21 protein-coding genes are annotated in these 20,558 nt (G+C 66.9%); 17 read left to right on the top strand and 4 right to left on the bottom strand.

Annotated elements, in window-relative coordinates; translation table 11 throughout:
- Positions 1-408 (top strand): hypothetical protein, encoded by a 408-nt coding sequence (locus ACFQRC_RS07900; RefSeq protein ID WP_379959756.1) that lies wholly within the window; start codon positions 1-3, stop codon positions 406-408.
- Here ACFQRC_RS07900 and ACFQRC_RS07905 read toward each other — a convergent pair.
- The 3 genes from ACFQRC_RS07905 to ACFQRC_RS07915 are packed head-to-tail and all read right to left on the bottom strand — an operon-like array spanning position 405 to position 4,969.
- Positions 405-2,198 (bottom strand): AMP-dependent synthetase/ligase, encoded by a 1,794-nt coding sequence (locus ACFQRC_RS07905; RefSeq protein WP_379959758.1) that lies wholly within the window; start codon positions 2,196-2,198, stop codon positions 405-407. The two genes, ACFQRC_RS07900 and ACFQRC_RS07905, sit on opposite strands and share 4 nt — an antisense overlap.
- Positions 2,199-2,200: 2 nt before the next feature.
- The gene (ggt, locus tag ACFQRC_RS07910; RefSeq protein WP_379959761.1) at positions 2,201-3,916 is read right to left on the bottom strand and encodes a gamma-glutamyltransferase; all 1,716 of its coding nucleotides are present in this window, start codon (positions 3,914-3,916) and stop codon (positions 2,201-2,203) included.
- A gap of 27 nt (positions 3,917-3,943) precedes the next feature.
- Complete coding sequence (locus ACFQRC_RS07915; RefSeq protein ID WP_379959764.1) at positions 3,944-4,969, bottom strand: quinone-dependent dihydroorotate dehydrogenase; 1,026 nt, start codon at positions 4,967-4,969, stop codon at positions 3,944-3,946.
- 97 nt (positions 4,970-5,066) lie between these two features.
- Between ACFQRC_RS07915 and ACFQRC_RS07920 the strand changes: the two genes are divergently transcribed.
- The 12 genes from ACFQRC_RS07920 to ACFQRC_RS07975 all read left to right on the top strand — a co-directional run bounded on the left by ACFQRC_RS07920 (position 5,067) and on the right by ACFQRC_RS07975 (position 16,521).
- Positions 5,067-6,890: a DUF885 domain-containing protein gene (locus tag ACFQRC_RS07920; protein WP_379959766.1), complete on the top strand. Its 1,824-nt coding sequence runs from the start codon at positions 5,067-5,069 to the stop codon at positions 6,888-6,890.
- 174 nt (positions 6,891-7,064) lie between these two features.
- Positions 7,065-7,595 carry an RrF2 family transcriptional regulator gene (locus ACFQRC_RS07925; RefSeq protein ID WP_379959768.1) on the top strand — a complete coding sequence of 177 codons (531 nt, stop codon included), beginning with the start codon at positions 7,065-7,067 and terminating at the stop codon, positions 7,593-7,595.
- On the top strand, positions 7,592-9,064 hold the full coding sequence (gene sufB, locus ACFQRC_RS07930; RefSeq protein WP_379959770.1) for a Fe-S cluster assembly protein SufB: 1,473 nt from the start codon (positions 7,592-7,594) through the stop codon (positions 9,062-9,064). The genes ACFQRC_RS07925 and sufB overlap by 4 nt, the downstream gene beginning before the upstream one ends.
- A 107-nt stretch (positions 9,065-9,171) precedes the next feature.
- Positions 9,172-10,020 (top strand): Fe-S cluster assembly ATPase SufC, encoded by an 849-nt coding sequence (gene sufC / locus ACFQRC_RS07935; protein WP_379959773.1) that lies wholly within the window; start codon positions 9,172-9,174, stop codon positions 10,018-10,020.
- On the top strand, positions 10,017-10,520 hold the full coding sequence (locus ACFQRC_RS07940) for a hypothetical protein (RefSeq protein ID WP_379959776.1): 504 nt from the start codon (positions 10,017-10,019) through the stop codon (positions 10,518-10,520). Before sufC ends, ACFQRC_RS07940 begins: the two co-directional genes overlap by 4 nt.
- Positions 10,517-11,662, top strand: coding sequence for a SufD family Fe-S cluster assembly protein (locus ACFQRC_RS07945; RefSeq protein ID WP_379960415.1), 1,146 nt, complete (start codon positions 10,517-10,519; stop codon positions 11,660-11,662). Before ACFQRC_RS07940 ends, ACFQRC_RS07945 begins: the two co-directional genes overlap by 4 nt.
- 52 nt (positions 11,663-11,714) lie before the next feature.
- A complete protein-coding gene (locus tag ACFQRC_RS07950) occupies positions 11,715-12,929 on the top strand; it encodes a cysteine desulfurase (protein ID WP_379959778.1) in 1,215 nt (404 codons plus the stop codon).
- The gene (locus ACFQRC_RS07955) at positions 12,926-13,381 is read left to right on the top strand and encodes an SUF system Fe-S cluster assembly protein (protein ID WP_379959780.1); all 456 of its coding nucleotides are present in this window, start codon (positions 12,926-12,928) and stop codon (positions 13,379-13,381) included. The genes ACFQRC_RS07950 and ACFQRC_RS07955 overlap by 4 nt, the downstream gene beginning before the upstream one ends.
- A gap of 118 nt (positions 13,382-13,499) precedes the next feature.
- On the top strand, positions 13,500-13,862 hold the full coding sequence (locus ACFQRC_RS07960) for a HesB/IscA family protein (protein ID WP_379959782.1): 363 nt from the start codon (positions 13,500-13,502) through the stop codon (positions 13,860-13,862).
- Between the two features lie 128 nt (positions 13,863-13,990).
- Positions 13,991-14,662 carry a pyrimidine 5'-nucleotidase gene (locus ACFQRC_RS07965; RefSeq protein ID WP_379959784.1) on the top strand — a complete coding sequence of 224 codons (672 nt, stop codon included), beginning with the start codon at positions 13,991-13,993 and terminating at the stop codon, positions 14,660-14,662.
- The gene (gene dapD, locus ACFQRC_RS07970; RefSeq protein WP_379959786.1) at positions 14,659-15,477 is read left to right on the top strand and encodes a 2,3,4,5-tetrahydropyridine-2,6-dicarboxylate N-succinyltransferase; all 819 of its coding nucleotides are present in this window, start codon (positions 14,659-14,661) and stop codon (positions 15,475-15,477) included. Before ACFQRC_RS07965 ends, dapD begins: the two co-directional genes overlap by 4 nt.
- Before the next feature lie 120 nt (positions 15,478-15,597).
- Complete coding sequence (locus tag ACFQRC_RS07975; protein WP_379959788.1) at positions 15,598-16,521, top strand: DMT family transporter; 924 nt, start codon at positions 15,598-15,600, stop codon at positions 16,519-16,521.
- On the opposite strand, the gene ACFQRC_RS07980 is transcribed toward ACFQRC_RS07975, so the two are convergent.
- Entirely contained in the window at positions 16,493-17,074 is a 582-nt protein-coding gene (locus ACFQRC_RS07980) for a TlpA family protein disulfide reductase (protein WP_379959791.1), read from the bottom strand. The two genes, ACFQRC_RS07975 and ACFQRC_RS07980, sit on opposite strands and share 29 nt — an antisense overlap.
- On the opposite strand from ACFQRC_RS07980, the gene argH reads away from it, so the two are divergent.
- From argH to ACFQRC_RS08000, 4 genes are read left to right on the top strand one after another with little or no spacing between them, the layout of a single operon-like run.
- A complete protein-coding gene (argH, locus tag ACFQRC_RS07985; RefSeq protein ID WP_379960417.1) occupies positions 17,064-18,467 on the top strand; it encodes an argininosuccinate lyase in 1,404 nt (467 codons plus the stop codon). The genes ACFQRC_RS07980 and argH overlap by 11 nt on opposite strands.
- A complete protein-coding gene (locus ACFQRC_RS07990; RefSeq protein WP_379959794.1) occupies positions 18,464-18,703 on the top strand; it encodes a hypothetical protein in 240 nt (79 codons plus the stop codon). Before argH ends, ACFQRC_RS07990 begins: the two co-directional genes overlap by 4 nt.
- A 19-nt stretch (positions 18,704-18,722) precedes the next feature.
- Positions 18,723-19,580: a UTP--glucose-1-phosphate uridylyltransferase GalU gene (gene galU, locus ACFQRC_RS07995; RefSeq protein WP_379959796.1), complete on the top strand. Its 858-nt coding sequence runs from the start codon at positions 18,723-18,725 to the stop codon at positions 19,578-19,580.
- Positions 19,577-20,536 (top strand): zinc transporter ZntB, encoded by a 960-nt coding sequence (locus ACFQRC_RS08000; protein WP_379959798.1) that lies wholly within the window; start codon positions 19,577-19,579, stop codon positions 20,534-20,536. The genes galU and ACFQRC_RS08000 overlap by 4 nt, the downstream gene beginning before the upstream one ends.
- Positions 20,537-20,558 lie beyond the last annotated feature (22 nt).

The raw sequence follows: 20,558 nt of genomic DNA on the forward strand, positions 1-20,558 counted from the left end.
ATGCCGAAAATGGTTCTGGTTCCGCTCGTCGCGCTGGCCGCCGGCTGCGCGGCCTATGCCGGCGGCCCGGCGAGCGCCGAAGACTCCGCCGAGACGCAGGCCAAGATGGAGGCGGCGCTCAGCGGCAGAGTGGCCGGCCCGCCGGTCAATTGCGTGCCCTCGCGTGAGATCGAAGGGAACACGCCGCTCGGCTCGGACCTCATCCTGTTCAAGGCGCGCGGGAATCTCGTCTACCTCAACCAGACGCGCGGCGCGTGCAACCTCAAGCCGTGGGCGGCCTACAAAAGGCAGACGATCAGCTCCAACATGTGCCGGGGCGAGATTATCGACGTCTTCGATCCGCGCAGCGGCGTGCCGCTCGGCAGCTGCTCGCTCGGCGACTTCACGCCCTACCGGCGCGCCGATTAGCGCTTGTAGAGCGCGTCGAGGCGGGCGCCGTATTTTTCCTTGAGCACGTGGCGCCGGATCTTGATCGATGGCGTCAATTGCTGATTCTCGACCGTGAACGGCTCGTCGGCGACGATGAAGCGGCGCACCTTCTCGATCACCGAGAGGTCCGCATTGACCCGGTCGACGGCGGCCGACAAAGCGCGCAGATATTCCGGATCGCGGCCGAGCTCGACGAAATCGACCCTCTTGCCGTTGGCCAGCGCCCATTCGGCGGTCCAGTCGCAATCCGGCACCAGCAGGCCGACGAGATAGGGCCTTTTGTCTCCCGCTACCATCGCCTGGACGATTTCGGGCTGGAGGGTGAGCATTCCCTCCACCTTCTGGGGCGCGACATTGTCGCCCTTGTCGTTGACGATGATGTCCTTCTTGCGATCGGTGATGACGATCCGGCCCTTGTCGTCGAGATGCCCGACATCCCCGGTGTGGAGCCAGCCGTCGACCACGGTCCGTTCGCTGAGCGCCGGGTTGCGCCAATAGCCCTTCATCACCAGCTCGCCGCGCACCAATATTTCGCCATCCCCGGCGATGCGTACCTCGGTATTCATCATCGGCGGCCCGACCGTGTCCATCCTGATGCCGGCGCTGGGCCGGTTGCAGCTGATCACCGGCGCCGCCTCGGTCTGGCCGTAACCCTGGAGCAGGGTGAGGCCGATCGAATGGAAGAAGATGCCGACCTCGGGATTGAGCGGTGCCCCGCCCGACACCATCGCCTTGATCCGGCCGCCGAAGCGCGCGCTGATCTTGGGCCGCAGCGTCCGGCCCAGCAGGAGGTCCATCGGCCGATCCCACAAGGGCACCGATCCCGCATAATCCTTGGCGCCGATGTCGAGGGCGCGGCGCATCAGGTAGTTAGTGACCTTGCCCTGCTTCTCGACATTCTTGAGGATGCGCTGGCGGAGCACCTCGAACAGGCGCGGGACCACGACCATGATGGTCGGCCGCACCTCCTCGATATTGGAGGCGAGCTTCTCCAGCCCTTCGGAATAATAGATTTGCGCGCCGAGGCCGATCGGGAAAAACTGCCCGCCGCTATGTTCGTAGGCGTGGCTGGCGGGGAGGAAGGAGAGGAATATTTCGTCGTCCCAGCCAAAATCCTCCGAGATGATGTCGGTGCATCCCTCGACATTGTGGAGGATGGCGCCGTGATGCTGCATCACGCCGCGCGGCGCACCGCCGGTGCCCGACGTGTAGATGATGCAGGCGAGGTCATCGCGGCCGAACGCGGCGCCGGCCGCGCAGGCCTCGACGTCGGCGGCTTCCGATCCGATCAGCCCTTGCCAATCGTGGAATCGCACGGTGCCGCTCTGGCCGACCGGGATCGGCTCGATGCCGATGACATGTTCGCAGGCCGAGCTGCGCAGCACCGCCGGCAGCAGCGGCTTCGCGAGCTTGTTGGTGGAGACGATGACCGCGCGGGCGCCGCTGTCGTCGAGGATATGCTGGTGGTCGCGCTCGCTGTTGGTGACGTAGGTGGGCACTGTGACGCAACCCGCCGCCATGATGGCGAGATCGGCGATGCACCATTCCGGCCGGTTCTCCGACACCAGCATCACCGTGTCGCCGGGATTGAGCCCAATCCGCTTCAGCGCCGCCGCCAGCGCGGCCACGGTCTCGGCGGCCTCGCGCCAGCTGGTCGAGCGCCACTCTCCGTCCTTTTTCGCCCACAGGAACGGCGCGTCGCCCTTCTCCGCCGCGCGCGCGAAGAACATCGCGACCAGGTTCGGGAAATGTTCGAGCTGCCGGGCCATGGCTATTCCTTCAGCGCCACGCCTTCGCTACGCGGATCGGCCGCGCCGCGCCAGCCGTTCGGCGTCCATTCGATGGCATTGGCCTTGAACCCGGCGGGCCGGGCAATGGGCTTGAGACCCAGAGCGGCCAGCTCCGGGATCATGGCTTCGAGCCAGCTGCCCTGCTCCACCGACACCCGGTCGCCCATGCCGATGATCTGCGGGAGGGCGATCGCCTCCTGGGCCGTCAGCTTCCAGTCGATGACACCGATCAGCGCCTTCGCCACCTGGGCGATGATGGTGACGCCGCCCGCCGCGCCGATGGCGATGCGGATCTCGCCGTCGGGGCCATAGACGATAGTCGGCGCCATCGAGCTGCGCGGTCTCTTGCCGCCTTCGACGCGGTTCCCGACCGGCCGGCCGTCCACCTCGGGCACGATCGTGAAGTCGGTGAGCTCGTTGTTGAGGAAATAGCCGTTCGACGTGAGCCCGGAGCCGAACGCCCCCTCGATCGTCGAGGTGACGTTGGCGACGTTCCCTTCACCATCGGCCGCCACCATGTGCGATGTCGAAGGCACCTCCCCGTCCGCGACGGCCGGCATCGGCCTGGCGCCCGGGGGGTGGCCCGCGGTGACGTGCGGGATCGAGCCTTCGGGCAAGATCAGCCGCGCGCGCTCGGAAAGATAGCCGGGGTCGATCAGGCCGCCGACCGGCACGTCCACATAATCGGCATCGGCCTGATAGGCTTCGCGGTCGGCGTAAGCGAGCCGCATCGATTCGGCGATGAGGTGCCAGGCGACCGGATTGTTCTTGCCGAGCGCGGAAAGGTCGAAGCCTTCCAATTGCTTCAGGATCGCGAACACGGTCGTCCCTCCCGAAGACGGCGGGCCCATGCCGCAGATCCGATACTCGCGGTACATGCCGCAGACCGGCGCGCGCTCCTTCGCGTCGTAGGTGGCGAGATCGCCCAAGGTCATCGGTGAAGGGTTATGCGAGGCGGTGCGGACGGTCTGGACCAGATCCTGGGCAGGAGGTCCCACGTAGAAATGATCCGCCCCGTGTGCCGCCAGCGCGTCCAGAAGGCTCGCCAGCTCGGGATTCTTGAGCATGGTCCCGACCGGCTTGGGCGCACCATTGGCGTCGAAGAACTGCCCGCGCGCCCAAGGCGAGGCGATATGGCCGCTCCGCGCCAGCGAATTGTGAAGCCGGGGCGTGATCGCGAAGCCGTCGCGGGCGAGGCGGATCGCCGGCTCGAACAGCTTCGCCCAGGGCAGCTTCCCCTGCTCTTCATGGACGAGCGCCATCATGCGAAGATTTCCGGGCACGCCGACGCTCTTGCCGCCCGGCACCGCCTCCGAACGGGACATCGGCTCGCCATTCTCGAAGAAATAGGTCGGCGTGGCGGCCGCCGGCGCGGTCTCGCGCCCGTCATAGGTTTCGAATTCGCCGCTCCCCGCGTCGTGATGGACGAAGAAGCCGCCGCCGCCGATGCCCGAGGATTGCGGTTCGACCACGGTCAGCGCCAGCATCATCGCGATGGCGGCGTCTGCCGCGCTTCCGCCCGCCCGCAATATCTCGCGGCCCGCCTCGCTGGCGCGCGGATCGGCGGACGAAACGGCGCCGCGCTGGTCGGAAGACGTTTCCGGCGAACGGATCGCGGCCGAAGGCGCGGCGCAGGCCGAAAGAAGCAACAGCGGCAGCGCCAGCCGAGTCAGGACGTTGAGCATGGACGGCGACACTAGCCAGCTTTGCCCCGCCCGCAAGCGTCAAGCGCCGACGGCGTCCGCCAACCGCGCGAAGCCGTCGCGCCTCAGCAGCCGTTTCAGCTCGCTGGCGATCGAGCGGGCCAGGCCCGGCCCCTGATAGACAAGGGCCGAATAGACCTGGACGAGACTCGCCCCCGCGCGGATGCGGTCATAGGCGTCGACGCCATTCTCGATGCCGCCGGCGGCGATGAGCGGCATGGACGGCCCGGAGGCGGCGCGGAAATCCTTGAGCCGCTGCAACGCCAGCGCCTTCAGCGGCGCGCCGGACAGGCCGCCGCCCTCGCCTCGGAATTTCGAGCGCAGATGCGGCCGCGAGATCGTGGTGTTGGAGACGATCAGCGCGTCGATCTTCCGCCGCGTCGCCACGGCGACGATGTCGTCGATCTCCGCCGGCTCGAGGTCCGGCGCGACCTTCAAGAAGATGGGCGGCCCGGCGCCGCGCGCCTCGGCCACCGCCGCCAGCAATTCGTCGAGCGCCGCCTTGTCCTGCAGCGCGCGCAGCCCCGGCGTGTTGGGCGACGAGATGTTGACGGTGAGATAGTCCGCAACTCCCGTCATCGCGGCGACGCCGGCCGAATAGTCGACGATCCGGTTTGCGCTGTCCTTATTGGCGCCGATATTGACGCCGACGATCCCATTCCGCGCGCGCCGCTGGAGCCGGACGAGCGCCGCCTGCTGGCCTTCATTGTTGAAGCCCATCCGGTTGATTACGGCCCGGTCTTCGACAAGGCGGAAGAGGCGCGGTTTGGGATTGCCCACCTGGGGCAGTGGAGTCAGGGTGCCGACCTCGGCGAAGCCGAAGCCCAGGCGCAAAACTTGCGCGAACACTTCGGCATTCTTGTCGAAACCGGCGGCGAGGCCGACCGGGTTGGGGAAATCGAGCCCCGCCACCTTGATCGCCAGCGCCGGGTCGGGACCCGCCGCCTTGCCGGCCGGGAGCGCCTTCAACGCCCTGAGGGTCAAACCGTGCGCGCGCTCGGCGTCGAGGCCGAAGACGAGCGGGCGAAGCAGAGGGTAGAGCGCCATGGCGGCGCTATGGCACCGGTCGCAAGGGTGGTCAAAGCGGGGTTCGTTTCCTTAAGGGTGGCCCCATAACGATTCCCGGAACAGGATGCCTTGCCTCATGACCCGACTGATTTTGCTCGCCTCCACCGCCCTCGTCGCCGCCTGCGCGACGGTGCCGCAAGCTCCTCCGGCCGAAGCCGCGCCGGCCGCCGCACCGGCCGCGCCCGCCCAGGACAGCGCCGAGCTCGCCGCTTTCTTCGAAGCCTATGACCAGGCCCAGCTGGAGCTGTCGCCGCTGTCCAAGGCCTATCGAGGCATCGTCGACGAGGATTACGGCATTTGGGGCGACTTCACCGACGCCGCCGCCATCGCGGAGCATGACCTGGACGGGCGCACACTCGCCGCGATGAAGAGCCAGTTCGACCGCGCCGACCTTTCCGCTGCCGACCAGCTTTCCTACGACCTGTTTGAGAATATGGTGATGCGCGGCGAAGGCGCCTTCACCTTCCGCAAGAACGGCTACATCTTCGACCAGATGAATGGGGCGCAGTCGCAGCTGCCGGCCTTCCTGATCAATATCCATCGCGTGACCGACCTCGCCACCGCCGAGGCCTATGTCAGCCGCCTCGAGGGCATCGACGACGTGATGGACCAGCTGCTCGTCCAGGCCAGGGAGCGGCAGGCGATGGGCGTTCTGCCCCCCAAATGGGTCTATCCGTACGTCATCAGCGACGCGCGCAACGTCATCACCGGCGCGCCCTTCGGCCCGGGCAAGGATTCCGCCTTGTTCGAGGATCTGAAGAAGAAGGTGAACGCGGCGCCGATCACGGAGGCCGACAAGACGCGCCTGATCGCGCAGGGCGGCAAGGCCCTGGTCGAGCAGATGAAGCCCGCCTACGAGCGCGTCATCGCCCTGATGGAAGCGCAGCAGAAGATCGCTCCCACCGACGACGGCATCTGGCGCTTCGCCGACGGCGCCGATTATTACAACGAGCGCCTCGGCTATTACACGACCACCGACTACACGGCCGAGCAGATCCACGACATCGGCTTGCGCGAGGTCGAGCGCATCCACGGCGAGATGCGCGGGATCATGAAGCGGGTCGGCTTCGAAGGCACCCTCCAGGACTTCTTCGAGCATCTGCGCACCGAGGATCGTTATTATTACGACACGCGCGAAGCCTATCTCGCCGAGGTGCAGATCAAGGTGGACGCGATGGAGAAGGCACTTCCGCGCTACTTCAACACGCTTCCCAAGGCGGCGCTGGTGGTGAAGCCGGTCGAGCCCTTCCGCGAGAAGTCCGCCGGCAAGGCTTTCTACAACAGCCCCGCGCCGGACGGCTCGCGCCCCGGCACTTATTATGTGAACCTCTACAATTTGCGCGACATGTCGAAGACCGAGCTGGAGGCTTTGGTCTACCACGAAGGCATTCCCGGCCACCATCTCCAGCGCACGATCCAGACCGAATTGGGTGGCAAGGTCCCGCCCTTCCGCCAGTTCGGCGGCGTCACCGCTTACACCGAAGGCTGGGGCCTCTATGCCGAGGAACTGGGCAAGGACATGGGCTTCTACCAGGATCCCTATTCCGATTTCGGCCGGCTCGGCATGGAGCTGTGGCGCGCCGCGCGGCTGGTGGTCGATACCGGCATCCACCACAAGCGCTGGAGCCGCGAGCAGGCGATCGAATGGCTGAAGCAGAACACGCCCAACCCCATCGGCGACATCGAAAAGGGCATCGAGCGCTACATCGTCTATCCCGGCCAGGCGACCGCCTACATGATCGGCAAATTGAAGATCATGGAGCTGCGCGAGGAGGCGCGGGCGAAGCTGGGCGACCGGTTCGACATCAAGGCGTTCCACGACGCGGTGCTGCTGAGCGGACCCGTCCCGCTGGATGTGCTGGAGGCGAACATTGACGCATGGGTCGAGACGCAGACGTAAACGGGGAGAGCCGCTCAGTCCGTCATGCTGAACTTGTTTCAGCATCCATCTTCGCCCCGCCGCGAATGTGTCGATATGGACCCTGAAACAAGTTCAGAGTGACTGCGGAGGGTTGATTCCTTTGGCGCCGCGGCCCACATGCCCAATCGGAACGAATCAGTCCGATTGGAGCTTATGCGCCTTACGTCTCTCGCCGATTATGCCGTCGTCATGATGGCCGCCGCCGCCCGGCATACCGAGGCGGGGGGCGGCGAGGCGCGGCTGTCGGCGGCGCTGCTGGCGGAGGAGACGGGCGTGCCCCTCCCCACCGCGCAGAAATTGATGGGACGGCTCGCCGGCGCGGGCCTGCTCAGCTCCGCGCGCGGCACCGGCGGCGGCTTCCGCCTCGCGCGCGGCGCGGGCGGGATTACGCTTGCGGACATCATCGAGGCGGTCGAAGGGCCGATCGCCATGACCAACTGCATCGACGGCGGCGGCCACGAATGCGCCATCGAAGGACATTGCCAGGTGAAGCCGCATCTCCACGCCGTGAACGGCGCCGTGCGCGGCGCGCTCGCAGGTGTGAGCCTCGCCAGCCTCGCCTCTTCCCCCGCTCACCCTGAGCCTGTCGAAGGGCTGCCCTTTTCTTCCCGACCCGAAAGGGAAGGTCAGGGCTTCGACAAGCTCAGCCTGAGCGGTGTGGGTACAGAACGGATTTCGTCATGACCGACGTGCGTAACAAGGAAGCCCATGAGGCCGCCGAGCGCGCCTCCAAGTATGAATGGGGCTTCTCCTCCGACATCGAGCAGGATTTCGCGCCCAAGGGCCTCAATGAGGACACGGTCCGCTTCATCTCGGCCAAGAAGAATGAGCCGGAGTGGATGCTGGAATGGCGGCTCAAGGCCTATCGCGCCTGGCTGACGATGGAGGAGGTGACATGGGCTAAGCTCGACATTCCGCCCATCGATTTCCAGGACGCTTATTATTACGCCGAGCCCAGGGCGAAGGAGAAACTGGGCTCGCTGGACGAGGTCGATCCCGAGATTTTGCGCGTCTATGAAAAGCTCGGCATCCCGATCGAGGAGCAGAAGGTGCTCGCCGGCGTCGAGGGCGCGCGCAAGGTGGCGGTGGACGCCGTGTTCGACAGCGTCTCGGTCGCGACCACCTTCCGCGAGGAGCTGAAGAAGGCCGGCGTCATCTTCCTCTCGATCTCGGAGGCCATTCGCGAGCATCCCGAGCTGGTCCGAAAATATCTCGGCTCCGTGGTGCCGCAGCGCGACAATTATTTCGCCTGCCTCAACGCCGCGGTCTTCTCCGACGGCACCTTCGTCTACATCCCCGAGGGCGTGCGCTGCCCGATGGAATTGTCGACCTATTTCCGCATCAACGCCGAGAATACCGGCCAGTTCGAGCGGACGCTCATTGTGGCCGATAAGGGCGCTTACGTATCCTATCTGGAGGGCTGCACCGCGCCGATGCGCGACGAAAACCAGCTCCACGCCGCCGTGGTCGAGCTGGTCGCGCTGGACGATGCCGAGATCAAGTACAGCACCGTCCAGAACTGGTATCCGGGCGATGCCGAGGGCAAGGGCGGCATCTACAATTTCGTTACCAAGCGCGGCATCTGCAAAGGCGACCGCTCCAAGATATCGTGGACGCAGGTCGAGACCGGCTCCGCCATCACCTGGAAATACCCGTCCTGCATCCTGAAGGGCGAGGGCAGCGTCGGCGAATTCTATTCGGTCGCGCTCACCAACAACCGCCAGCAGGCCGATACCGGCACCAAGATGATCCACATCGGCGCGGGCAGCACGTCGACCATCGTCTCCAAGGGCATCAGCGCCGGCAAGTCCAACAACACCTATCGCGGCCTCGTCCGGGTCAACGCCGGCGCCGAGAATGTCCGCAATTTCACCCAGTGCGACAGCCTGCTCTTGGGCGACCAATGCGGCGCCCACACCGTCCCCTATATCGAGGTCAGGAACCCCTCCGCCCAGATCGAGCATGAGGCCACCACGTCGAAGATCAGCGACGACCAGATGTTCTACGCCCAGCAGCGCGGCCTCAACGCCGAGGACGCCGTCGCCCTCATCGTCAACGGCTTCGCCAAGGAAGTGCTGCAGCAACTCCCGATGGAGTTCGCGGTAGAGGCGCAGAAGCTTTTGGGGATCAGTCTGGAGGGTTCCGTTGGCTAGATACCCTCACTCCGTTCGTCCCGAGCGAAGTCGAGGGGCGCCCACACGAACTCATCACATACGCCCCTCGACTACGCTCGGGACGAACGAATTCTGGAATGGCATTGATGCTCAAGATTGAAAACCTCCACGCCGAAGTCGACGGCAAGCCCATCCTGAAGGGCTTGAGCCTCACCGTGAACGCGGGCGAGGTGCATGCGATCATGGGTCCGAACGGCGCCGGCAAGTCGACGCTTGGCTATGTGCTGGGCGGGCGGCCCGGCTATGAGGTGACCGAGGGTTCGGTCAGCTTCAACGCAAACCCCGTTCGGGCTGAGCCTGTCGAAGCCCTTTGTTCCTCTTCCGGCATGGATGAAGGGAAGGAAAGCCCTTCGACAAGCTCAGGGCGAACGGAGGAGGGGTGGACCGACCTCCTCGCTCTGGCCCCCGACGAGCGCGCTGCCGCCGGCCTGTTCCTCGGCTTCCAGTATCCGGTCGAGATTCCCGGCGTCTCCAACGTCCAGTTCCTGCGCACCGCCCTCAACGCCCAGCGCCGCGCGCGGGGCGAGGCGGAGATTTCGGCCGGCGATTTCCTCCGCCTCGCCCGCGAGCAGGCGGATGCGCTCGACATCTCGATGGACATGATGAAGCGCAACGTGAACGTCGGCTTTTCGGGCGGCGAGAAGAAGCGCAACGAGATGGTCCAGATGGGCATTATCGGCCCGCGCCTCGCCGTCCTCGACGAGACCGACTCCGGCCTCGACATCGACGCGCTGCGCATCGTCGGCGACGGCATCAACCGCATCATGCGCGCGCCCGACAAGGCGGTTTTGCTCATCACCCACTATCAGCGCCTGCTCGACATCGTCGAGCCGGACCAGGTCCATGTCCTCGCCGACGGCCGCATCGTGAAGTCGGGCGGCCCCGAGCTCGCGCTTGAGCTCGAACGTGAGGGCTATGCGCAGGTGGCGGCATGATGCGCACTGGCCTGCCCTTTTCATTGGCGCTGCTGCTGGCGGCGTGCGGAGAGACCGCCGCACCGCCGGCCGACACGGCCGAGGAGCCCGCGGCGGAGACTGCTGCGGTGGCGCCTTCAGCACCCGCCTCCGCGCCGGCCGCTAACGAGACCGTCGCCATGCCGCCCTTCGCCGAAGTCGAAGGCGCGCATCCTTATGGTCCTCCCGAACCGGCGCCCATCCCTGCGGCGTTCCGCGGCACCTGGGCCGAGAGCAAGGCGCTGTGCGGCGATCTCGATCACCAGAACAGGCTCGGCATTTCCGGCGCCACCGTGCGTTTTCCCGATTTCATCGTGCGGACGGATGACGTCAGGACGCTCGGACAGCGCGAGATCGAGATCAAGGGCGTCATCGAAGGCACGAACCGGCCGTCCGACCATCATTTCTTCATCGATACGGCGGGTGACACGCTGACCGATGGCGGCGGCGGCGGCATGGTGCGCGTCCGGTGCTCGGGATGAGTCTCCTCTCCCTCCCGTCCGCCCGCGACGAAGCCTGGCGCTGGAGCGATCTTTCGGGGCTCCCCGATCTTGCCGCGCGCCAGCCCTCGGGCGCGGTCCCCGACGCCCTGCCGTGGATCGACTGCGTAAGCGACAGCCCGCGGCTTCTGTTCGTGGACGGCCAGCTCGACGCGGAGCGCAGCAGCCTGGGCGCCGTCACCCTTGGTCATGTCCACGCCGAAGCAGGAGACCACGCTCTGGCCCGCCTCGCCGGGCACGAGGGCTGGAGCCTGAAGCTCGGCCGCGATCATGCGCCGGCCGGGCTGGTCCAGATCGTCCACGTCTCGACCGGCGCCGCCGACCATCTCGCCGCCGAGGTCGTGCTCGATGTCGATGCGCAGGCCTCCATCGTCGAAACCTATGTCGGAGAGGGCTGGGCCAACCGCCTGACCCAGATGTCGCTCGCCAAGGGCGCCCGGCTGATGCTCGCCCGGCGCCTCGTCGGCGCCGGCGGCCCTTCGGCGTCGCTCAGGACAGGCTTCGTCAGCCTCACCGACCGGGCCGAGGTCGGCGAAGGCGCGAGCCTCATCATCACGACGCTGGCCGCCGGAGGCGCCGACAGCCGCCTCGACGCGGAGATCGCCATCACCGGCGAAGCGGCCTTCGTCGAAGCGGGCGGCGCCCTGCTCGCCCGCGAACGGCAGCGTCATGACGCCAACCTCGTCCTCCGCCACGACGCGGTGGGGGGCGTGAGCCGCCAGCTCTGGCGCTCGGTCGCCGACGACAGGGCCACCTGCTCGGTCGCGGCCCGCGTCGAGGTGGCGCGCGGCGCGCAGAAGATCGATGGCGAACAGTCGCTGAAGGGCCTCCTTCTTGCCCGCACCGCCACCGTGAACGCCAAGCCCGAGCTCGAAATCTTCGCCGACGACGTCAAATGCGCCCACGGCGCGACCGTCGGCGAGCTCGACAAGGCCGCCCTCTTCTATCTGGCCAGCCGCGGCGTTCCGGAAGCGGAAGCCAAAGCCCTCCTCACCCGCGCCTTCATCGCCGACGCGATCGACCGCATCGGGGAGGAAGTGGTGCGAGAAGCCTTCCAGGCGGATGCGGAAGCATGGTTCACCCAAACCTCGTTCGTCCCGAGCGAATTCGAGGGGCGCTCATGATGATTCTGTGCCAGCGCGTCTCGACTTCCCTCGGCACGAACGGAGACCCGTGATGGATATCGCCGTCTCCACTCGCCCGCTCGACCGCGTCGCCGACTTTCCGGCGATCCCCTCGGGCTGGTCCTACCTCGACACCGCCGCCACCGCGCAGAAGCCGATGCCGGTGATCGATGCGATGACCCGCGCCTATGCGGAGACCTACGCGACCGTGCATCGCGGCGTCTATCAGCGTTCGGCCGAGATGACGGTGGCGTTCGAGGCTTCGCGGCGGCGCGTGGCGGATTTCATCGGCGCGGCGGCGCCGGAGGAGATCATATTCGTGCGCGGCGCGACCGAGGGCATCAACCTCGTCGCCAACAGCTGGGGCGGGACGAACCTCAAGCCCGGCGACCGCATCATGCTCTCGGTGCTGGAGCATCACAGCAACATCGTCCCCTGGCAGCTCATCGCCGAGCGCACCGGCGCCGAGATCGACGTGGCGCCGCTCACCGAAGACGGCCGCATCGACCTGGACGCGATGGCAGGCATGCTCACCGAGCGGCACAAGCTGGTCGCGCTCGCCCATGTCTCCAACGTCCTCGGTTCGGTCCTCGACGCCCGCCGCGCCGCCGCGCTGGCGCACGATGTGGGCGCGAAGCTATTACTCGACGGCTGCCAGGCCGTGCCGCGCATGCCGGTCGACGTCGCCGCCATCGGCTGCGACTTCTACGTCTTCTCCGGCCACAAGCTTTACGGTCCGACCGGCATCGGCGTGCTCTGGGCGCGGGGCGACATCCTCGGGGCGATGCCGCCCTGGCACGGCGGTGGCGCGATGATCGACAAGGTGACGTTCGAGCGCACCACCTACGCCCCGCCCCCCGCCCGTTTCGAGGCCGGAACGCCGCATGTCGTCGGCGTGATCGGCCTCCACGCCGCCATCGACTATGTCGAGACGATCGGGCTTGATGCGATCCACGCCCACGAAACGGCTTTGGTCCGCGAGACGCGCGATGCCCTTTCTTCGTTGAACAGCCTCAGGCTGTTCGGGCCGGAGGATTCGGCCGGCATCGTCAGCTTCGCGATCGAGGGGGTGCATCCGCACGATGTCGGCACCATATTGGACGAGAGCCATGTGGCGATCCGCGCCGGCCATCATTGCGCCCAGCCTTTGATGGCGCAACTCGGCGTAGACGCCACCGCGCGGGCGAGCTTCGGCGTCTATAACGGCAAACAGGATGTCGAGGCCTTGGTCCGCGGCATCGAGCGAGTGACGAGAATTTTTGGATGAACCAGGAACGCAAGATCGAGATCGAGGAAGTGAGCGACGCGGTGAAGCCCCCAAAGGCGCGCGTCGGCGAGACGTTCGAGCGCAAGCGCGACTATCTGTCCGGCTTCCTGGCGCAACAGCCGGCGCAGGAATCGCCCGCCGAGCCGGGGGGCGACCTCTACGAAGCGGTGATCGAAGCGCTGAAGGAGATTTACGACCCGGAAATCCCGGTCAATATCTATGATCTCGGCCTGATCTACGACGTGCAGATCAGCCCGGAGAACCACGCCAAGGTGTTGATGACGCTGACTACGCCGCACTGCCCGGTGGCCGAATCGATGCCCGGCGAGGTGGAACTCCGCGTCGGCGCCGTGCCGGGGGTGGGAGACGCGGAGGTCGAGCTGGTCTGGGATCCGCCCTGGGACCCGCAGAAGATGTCGGATGAGGCGAAGCTTGAGCTGGGAATGCTGTGATGCAGGCTGAATGCCACCCCTCCCGTTCGTCCCGAGCGAAGTCGAGGGGCGCTGGCACAGACTCATCACACACGCCCCTCGACTTCGCTCGGGACGAACGAGCTTTGGATTTGAACCTATGAGCACGACCGAAACAAAGACCCGCGCCCGCCCCGCCGCCGTCACGCTGACGCCGGCCGCCGAGGCGCGCATCGCCGCGCTGATGGCGCGCGCGCCCGACGGGACGATGGGGGTCAAGCTTTCCACGCCACGACGCGGTTGCTCGGGCCTGGCTTATTCGGTTGATTATGTCAGCGAGGCGAAGCCGTTCGACGAAGCGATCGAGACCCCTGCCGGCACCTTCTACATCGACAGCGCCTCGGTGCTCTATTTGATAGGCAGCCGCATGGATTGGGTGGAAGACGATTTCGCCGCCGGCTTCACCTTCGACAATCCCAACGCCAAGGGCGCCTGCGGCTGCGGCGAGAGCTTTACGGTCTGAGCGTCCCCGACGAAGAATCCCGCTCAGCCGTCATTGCGAGGAGCGTCGCGACGAAGCAATCCAGAGGCCGGCGCTGGATTGCCGCGCTTCGCTCGCAATGACGATCGTTCGGCCTTAAGGCGCGCCTCATGCTCCCCGCCCTCGCCCATATCGACTGCTGGATCTTCGATCTCGACAACAGCCTCTATCCGGCCTCGGCCGACCTGTTCGCCCTCATCGACATCCGCATGGGCGAGTATATCCAGCGCCTGCTCGCCTGCGATCCGGTCGAAGCGCGGCGGGTGCAGAAAAGCTATTTCCACGAGCACGGCACCACGCTCGCCGGCCTAATGGCGGGGCACGGAGTCGCGCCGCGCGACTTTCTCGATTACGTGCACGACATCGATCTTGCCCGGCTGACGGCCGATCCGGCTCTCGTGGCGGCGATGGACCGGTTACCGGGGCGCAAGTTCGTCTTCACCAATGGCGACGAGGCTTATGCGAGCCGGGTGCTCGACAAGATCGGCCTCGCCAACGCGTTTGACGGGATGCACGACATCCACGCCATGGATTATGTGCCCAAGCCCAATCCCGCCGCTTATGCCGCCTTGTGCTCGGCCCACGCCATCGCGCCGGAAACCGCCCTCTTCGTCGAGGACATGGCGCGCAATTTGGAACCGGCCAAGGCGCTCGGCATGACCACCGTCTGGGTCGACAACGGTTCGGAGCGCGGCGGCCACGGCGCCGATCCGGCCTTTATCGATTACCGCATCGCCGATATCGGCTTATGGCTCACCGAGATTCTGGGGAACGAAGAATGACGCAGGCGACCATCGAGCAGGCATGGGAAGAGCGCGACTCCATCGGCCCCGGGACAAAGGGCGCGGTGCGGCAGGCGGTCGATTCGGCGCTTGCCGCGCTCGATGCGGGCACCGCGCGGGTCGCCGAGAAAGGCGCGGGCGGCTGGACCGTCAACCAGTGGCTGAAGAAGGCGGTTCTCCTCTCCTTCCGCCTCAACCCGATGGAGACCATCTCCGGCGCGCCGGGCGCGGCCCATTGGTGGGACAAGGTGCCGTCCAAGTTCAGCGGCTGGGACGCATCCGATTTCACCAAGGCGGGCTTTCGCGCGGTTCCGGGCGCCATCGTCCGCCGTGGCGCCTTTATCGGCAAGAACGCTGTGCTGATGCCCAGCTTCGTCAATATCGGCGCTTTTGTCGGCGAGGGGACGATGGTCGACACCTGGGCGACGGTCGGAAGCTGCGCCCAGATCGGTAGCAACGTCCACATTTCGGGCGGCACGGGCATCGGCGGCGTGCTCGAGCCGTTGCAGGCCGGGCCCGTCATCATCGAGGACAATTGCTTTATCGGCGCCCGCTCCGAGGTGGCCGAAGGCGTGGTGATCGAGGAAGGCGCCGTCCTCTCGATGGGCGTATTCCTCGGCGCCTCGACGAAGATCGTCGACCGGGAAAGCGGCGAAATCTTCATCGGCCGCGTCCCCGCTTATTCGGTCGTCGTCCCCGGCACGCTGCCGCCGAGCACCGGCTCCGGCCCGAGCCTCGCCTGCGCGGTGATCGTCAAGCGCGTCGACGCGAAGACGCGGTCCAAGACCAGCATCAACGAGTTGCTGCGGGACTAGATTTGAAGCCCGTGCCGGGGAACACCATCCTCGCGTCACAAGGAGTCCTTGTGACTTTCGCCGCATGTTTCGTGACGCGCCGGCGCTGAAACGGCGTAAGGCGACGCCATGACGGGCCACATGACGAGCATGAGTGGGCGAGACTGGGCGATCCTGCTCATCCTGTCCGTCCTGTGGGGCGGGTCGTTCTTCTTCATCGAGATCGCGGTCGAGACGGTGCGGCCGCTCACTCTGGTGCTGATCCGGGTCAGCATCGCGGCGGCGGCCTTGTGGCTCTTCCTGCTTGCGCGGCGGCAGCGGCTGCCGGTGCCGCCGGGCGCCTTGCTCGCCTTCCTGATTCTGGCTTTGCTCAACAATGTCCTCCCTTTCGTCCTGTTCGCCTGGGCGCAGAAGGAGATTGCAGGCGGCCTCGCCTCGATCCTCAACGCGACCACCCCGATCTGGGGCGTGATCGTCGCTCACCTCTTCACGCGCGACGAGCGGATGACGCCGGCCAAGGTGGCGGGCGTGCTGCTCGGCTTCGGCGGCGTCGCGCTGATGATCGGGCCTGACTTCCTCAAGGAGATCGGCACCGGCGTCTGGGCACAGCTCGCCTGCCTCGTCGCCACCCTCAGCTACGCGCTGGCCGGCGTCTACGCGCGCCGATTCCGCGCCATGGGCATCGCGCCGGTCGCCGTCTCGACCGGCCAGCTCACCGCCTCGGCGCTGGTGATGCTGCCGCTGGTCCTGCTGTTCGAGCCGCCCTGGCAAGGCTCGGCGCCCGCTCCGGAGGCCTGGGTGGCGCTGATCGCGCTGGCGCTCGTCTCCACCAGCCTCGCCTACATCCTCTATTTCCATCTGCTCGCCTCGGCCGGCGCTACCAATTCGCTGCTCGTCACCTTCCTCGTCCCGATCACCGCGATCCTGCTCGGCGCCTTGTTGCTCGGCGAGGTGCTGGAGCCGCGCCATTTCGCCGGCATGGCGCTGATCGGCGTGGGGCTCGCGGCGATCGACGGGCGGCTGCTGCGCGGCCGTTTCAGGCGGCTGGGCTCGCTTCCGCGATAAGCTCCGCCGCGCGCGCGCCCTGCCAATCCTCGATGCCGGTCATCCGCCACACCTCCTTGCCCTCGGAATCGTAGAGGATGGTGGTCGGCAGCGTGTCGACGCCCAGCGCGGTCATCAGCTCCATATTGGGATCGATATAAGGCTGGAGCGTCGAGAATTTCCGCTCGGCGAAGAAGGCGTCGACCTTGGCCTGGCCCTCCAGATCCTGGCTGACGACGAGCACCTGGAGCGTATCCTCGCGCGCCGCCAGCGCATCGAGGGTGGGCATTTCGGCGATGCAGGGGGCGCACCAGGTCGCCCAGAGGTTGACCAGCAGGGGCTTGCCCCGGAAATCGGCCAGCGTCGCCGGCCCGCCTTCCGGGTTCTCGAACGCGGAGGCGGGGGCCGGAGCGCCGGCGTGGGAGCGATCGAGCCGGCCGGCGGACTCGCCCTGCCCGAGGCGCGGCCCGGCCCAGTCGCTGGGCGCGCCGCCGCCTTGCGGGCCGTCGGGCTTTTGCCTATCGCAGCCCGCCAGCAGCAGGCCGAGGCCGAGGAGACAGGCGATCAGCCGCAAGGACAACTCCAATAGCATGTGGGGCGGGCGCTTCGCCGAGGGCCCGTCGGCGTTGATGCGGGAGATAAATGCCTCGATCAGCTTCGACAAGCGACTTTGGCGCCAGGACATACAAGCGTCGAAGGCGCATGTCGCGATGCTGGCGGCGCAACGGATCGTTTCCGGCGAGGACGCGGCCGCCATCGCGGACGGGCTGGACCGCATCGCGGCGGAATATGAAGCGGGCGGCCTATCCGAGGATCCGGCGCTCGAGGACATCCACATGCATGTCGAGCATCGGCTCGCCGAACTGGTCGGGCCGGCCGCGGGGAGGCTCCACACCGCCCGCTCGCGCAACGACCAGGTGGCGACCGACTTCCGTCTGTGGGTCCGCGACGCGATCGACGAGGTGCTGGACGGGCTCAGCGGCCTGCGACGGGCGCTGGTCCGCCGCGCCGGCGACCATGTGGAAACGGTGATGCCCGGCTTCACCCATTTGCAGGTCGCCCAGCCGGTGACGCTCGGTCACCACCTCATGGCCTATTACGAGATGGCCCGGCGCGACATGTCCCGCTTCGCCGATGCACGGGCGCGGATGAACGAATGCCCGCTCGGCGCCGCGGCGCTGGCGGGAACAGGCTTCCCGATCGACCGGCGGGCGACGGCGCAAACGCTCGGCTTCGACCGGCCGACGGCCAATTCGCTCGACAGCGTCTCCGACAGAGACTTCGCGCTCGATTATCTGATGGCCGCGACCCAATGCGCGCTGCATCTGTCGCGGCTGGCCGAGGAGTTCATCCTCTGGGCGAGCCAGCCGTTCGGTTTCGTCACTCTGCCCGACGCTTATTCGACCGGCTCGTCGATCATGCCGCAGAAGCGCAACCCCGACGCGGCCGAGCTGGTGCGCGGCCATTCGGGACGGATCGCGGGGGCGATGGTGGCGCTGGTCATGACGATGAAGGGCCTTCCGCTCGCTTATTCCAAAGACATGCAGGACGACAAACCGCCGGTCTTCGAAGCGCACGACCTTCTCGCGCTGTCGATCGCGGCGATGACGGGCATGGTGGAGAGCGTGACCTTCAACGCGGATCGGATGCGCATCGCGGCGGAAGCCGGCCATTCGACGGCGACCGACCTCGCCGACTGGCTGGTGCAGGTCGCCGGTATCCCGTTCCGCGAGGCGCATCATATTACAGGCCGCGCGGTGCGGCTTGCCGAGGAGCGAAACGTCCGCCTCTGGGAGCTTCCGCTCGACGCGCTGGTCTCGATCGATCCCCGTATCGACGCCTCGATTTTCGATGTCCTCTCGGTCGATGCCTCTGTACAAAGCCGGACGAGCCATGGCGGCACCGCCCCGAGCGCGGTTCGGGAGCGAATAGCAGAAGCACAGAAGGCGCTGGAGATGGATCGGTGAAGCAGATCGCGTTGGCGGCCCTGGCCCTCATCCTCCTCGCCGGCTGCGGCGGGCGCGAGCCGCTTCGTCCGGCGCCTGGCGATACCATGCCCCCCGCGCCCGCGGCGGCGTCGGAGCCGCCGACCACCGACGAGCTTCTGGAGCCGACGCCGATCGCCCGGCCCGAGCGGGTCGACGAGCTCCTCACGCGGTCCGAGGAGCGCGAGGACGACCGCTTCGACCTGCCGCCTCAATAGCCTACCCACCGGAGTCAGAATGAAACCCGTCCGCAAGGCCGTCTTCCCCGTCGCGGGCCTCGGCACCCGCTTCCTCCCCGCCACCAAGGCCTTCGCCAAGGAGATGCTCCCAGTCGTCGATCGGCCGCTCATCCAATATGCGGTCGACGAGGCGCGCGAGGCCGGGATCGAGCAGATGATCTTCGTCACCGGTCGCGGCAAAAGCGCGCTCGAAGACTATTTCGACATCGCCTACGAGCTGGAATCAACGATGCGCGGGCGCGGCAAGTCGCTCGAGCCGCTGGAGTCCACGCGTCTCCCGGCCGGCGCCCTCGTCTCTGTGCGGCAGCAGGAGCCGTTGGGCCTCGGCCACGCCGTCTGGTGCGCGCGCGACATCGTCGGCGACGAGCCCTTCGCCGTTTTGCTCCCCGACGACCTGATGTGGGGGAAGCCCGGCTGCCTTCGCCAGATGGTCGATGCTTACGAGAAAGTCGGCGGCAACATCATCTGCGCGATGGACGTGCCGCGCGAGAAGACGTCGAGCTACGGCATCATCACGCCGGGCGCGGCCGACGGGTCGCTGACGCAAGTCAAGGGAATGGTCGAGAAACCCAAGCCCGAGGATTCGCCCTCCACCCTCGGAATCGTCGGCCGGTACATCCTCCAGCCGGAGGTGATGCGCGTCCTCGATACGCAGGAACGCGGCGCCGGGGGCGAGATCCAGCTGACCGACGCCATGGCGGCATTGATCGGCACCCAGCCCTTCCATGGCCTCACCGTCGACGCGGTTCGCTACGATTGCGGCGACAAGGCCGGCTTCGTCACCGCCAATATCGCGCTCGCCCTGGAGCGGGACGATGTCGGCCCGGCGGTGCGCGCCTTCATCGCCGACCTGTGAGCTGCACCGCCTATCTGGTCGCGGACGGGCCGGTGCGGACGATCGGCCCCGACGAAGCCTTTGCCTATCAGGGGCCGGGTTTCGTCTGGACCCATATCGAAGGACGCGACGAGGTCGAGCTGGCCCGACTCAAGAGTGGCAGGGATCCGGTGCCGGGCGTGGCGGCGAGCGCTCTTGTCGCGCACGAGACCCGTCCCCGCTGCGATCGGATCGGGGATGGAGCGCTCATCAACCTGCGCGGCCCGGCCGCGGCGGAGTTGGACGACAGCGACCGGCTGGTCTCGATCCGCTTCTGGGTGCGCGAACGGCGTGTCGTCTCGGTCTCCCGCCGGCCGCTTCTCGCGACCGCGGACGTGGCCGGCCATGCGGAGGCCGATAGGATTAGAGACCCGGGGGATCTCATCGCCGCCTTCGCCCGCGCCATATCCAAGCAGCTCGATCCGGAAGTCGCCGGCCTCGGCGACGCGCTGGATGAAGTCGAAACCGATCTCGAGCCGCGCACCGTCTACCGCTTCCGGTCCCGGATCGCCGGCATCCGGTCGGACGCCATCGCCTATCGCCGCTTCGTGGCGCCGGATCGGGACGCGCTCGTCACTCTGGCCCATCTGGAGGTCGAATGGCTGCACGAGGATGACCGTCTCCACATACGCGAAGCCGCCGATCGCTTCGCCCGGATGACGGAGGAATTGGAGGCGGTGCGCGAGCGCGCGGCCTTGCTGCACGAGCAGGTTACCGACATGCGCGCCGAGGTCCTCGACCAACGCTCGCTGATGCTGGCCATCGTCGCCCTCATCTTCCTGCCGCTGACCTTCGTCACCGGGCTGCTCGGCATGAACGTCGAAGGCATTCCTTATGCGCAGGAGCCCTGGGCCTTCTGGGCCGTCACCGCTTTCTGCCTCGTCATCGCCCTGACGATCGCCGCCTTCTTCGCCTGGAGGAACTGGCTCAGCCGCTGACGACGAAGGTGCGGCCCTAGCC

This window comes from Enterovirga sp. GCM10030262, from assembly GCF_042666435.1.
Lineage (GTDB): Bacteria > Pseudomonadota > Alphaproteobacteria > Sphingomonadales > Sphingomonadaceae > Allosphingosinicella.

Coding starts and splice junctions, on each gene's coding strand:
- ACFQRC_RS07905 (WP_379959758.1), bottom strand. CDS start 2,198: ATGGCCCGGCAGCTCGAACATTTCCCGAACCTGGTCGCGATGTTCTTC.
- ACFQRC_RS07965 (WP_379959784.1), top strand. CDS start 13,991: ATGCTCCCCGCCCTCGCCCATATCGACTGCTGGATCTTCGATCTCGAC.
- ACFQRC_RS07915 (WP_379959764.1), bottom strand. CDS start 4,969: ATGGCGCTCTACCCTCTGCTTCGCCCGCTCGTCTTCGGCCTCGACGCC.
- ACFQRC_RS07945 (WP_379960415.1), top strand. CDS start 10,517: ATGAGTCTCCTCTCCCTCCCGTCCGCCCGCGACGAAGCCTGGCGCTGG.
- sufC (WP_379959773.1), top strand. CDS start 9,172: ATGCTCAAGATTGAAAACCTCCACGCCGAAGTCGACGGCAAGCCCATC.
- sufB (WP_379959770.1), top strand. CDS start 7,592: ATGACCGACGTGCGTAACAAGGAAGCCCATGAGGCCGCCGAGCGCGCC.
- ACFQRC_RS07950 (WP_379959778.1), top strand. CDS start 11,715: ATGGATATCGCCGTCTCCACTCGCCCGCTCGACCGCGTCGCCGACTTT.
- ACFQRC_RS07900 (WP_379959756.1), top strand. CDS start 1: ATGCCGAAAATGGTTCTGGTTCCGCTCGTCGCGCTGGCCGCCGGCTGC.
- ACFQRC_RS07940 (WP_379959776.1), top strand. CDS start 10,017: ATGATGCGCACTGGCCTGCCCTTTTCATTGGCGCTGCTGCTGGCGGCG.
- dapD (WP_379959786.1), top strand. CDS start 14,659: ATGACGCAGGCGACCATCGAGCAGGCATGGGAAGAGCGCGACTCCATC.
- ACFQRC_RS07925 (WP_379959768.1), top strand. CDS start 7,065: ATGCGCCTTACGTCTCTCGCCGATTATGCCGTCGTCATGATGGCCGCC.
- ACFQRC_RS07955 (WP_379959780.1), top strand. CDS start 12,926: ATGAACCAGGAACGCAAGATCGAGATCGAGGAAGTGAGCGACGCGGTG.
- ACFQRC_RS07960 (WP_379959782.1), top strand. CDS start 13,500: ATGAGCACGACCGAAACAAAGACCCGCGCCCGCCCCGCCGCCGTCACG.
- ACFQRC_RS07920 (WP_379959766.1), top strand. CDS start 5,067: ATGACCCGACTGATTTTGCTCGCCTCCACCGCCCTCGTCGCCGCCTGC.
- galU (WP_379959796.1), top strand. CDS start 18,723: ATGAAACCCGTCCGCAAGGCCGTCTTCCCCGTCGCGGGCCTCGGCACC.
- ACFQRC_RS07975 (WP_379959788.1), top strand. CDS start 15,598: ATGACGAGCATGAGTGGGCGAGACTGGGCGATCCTGCTCATCCTGTCC.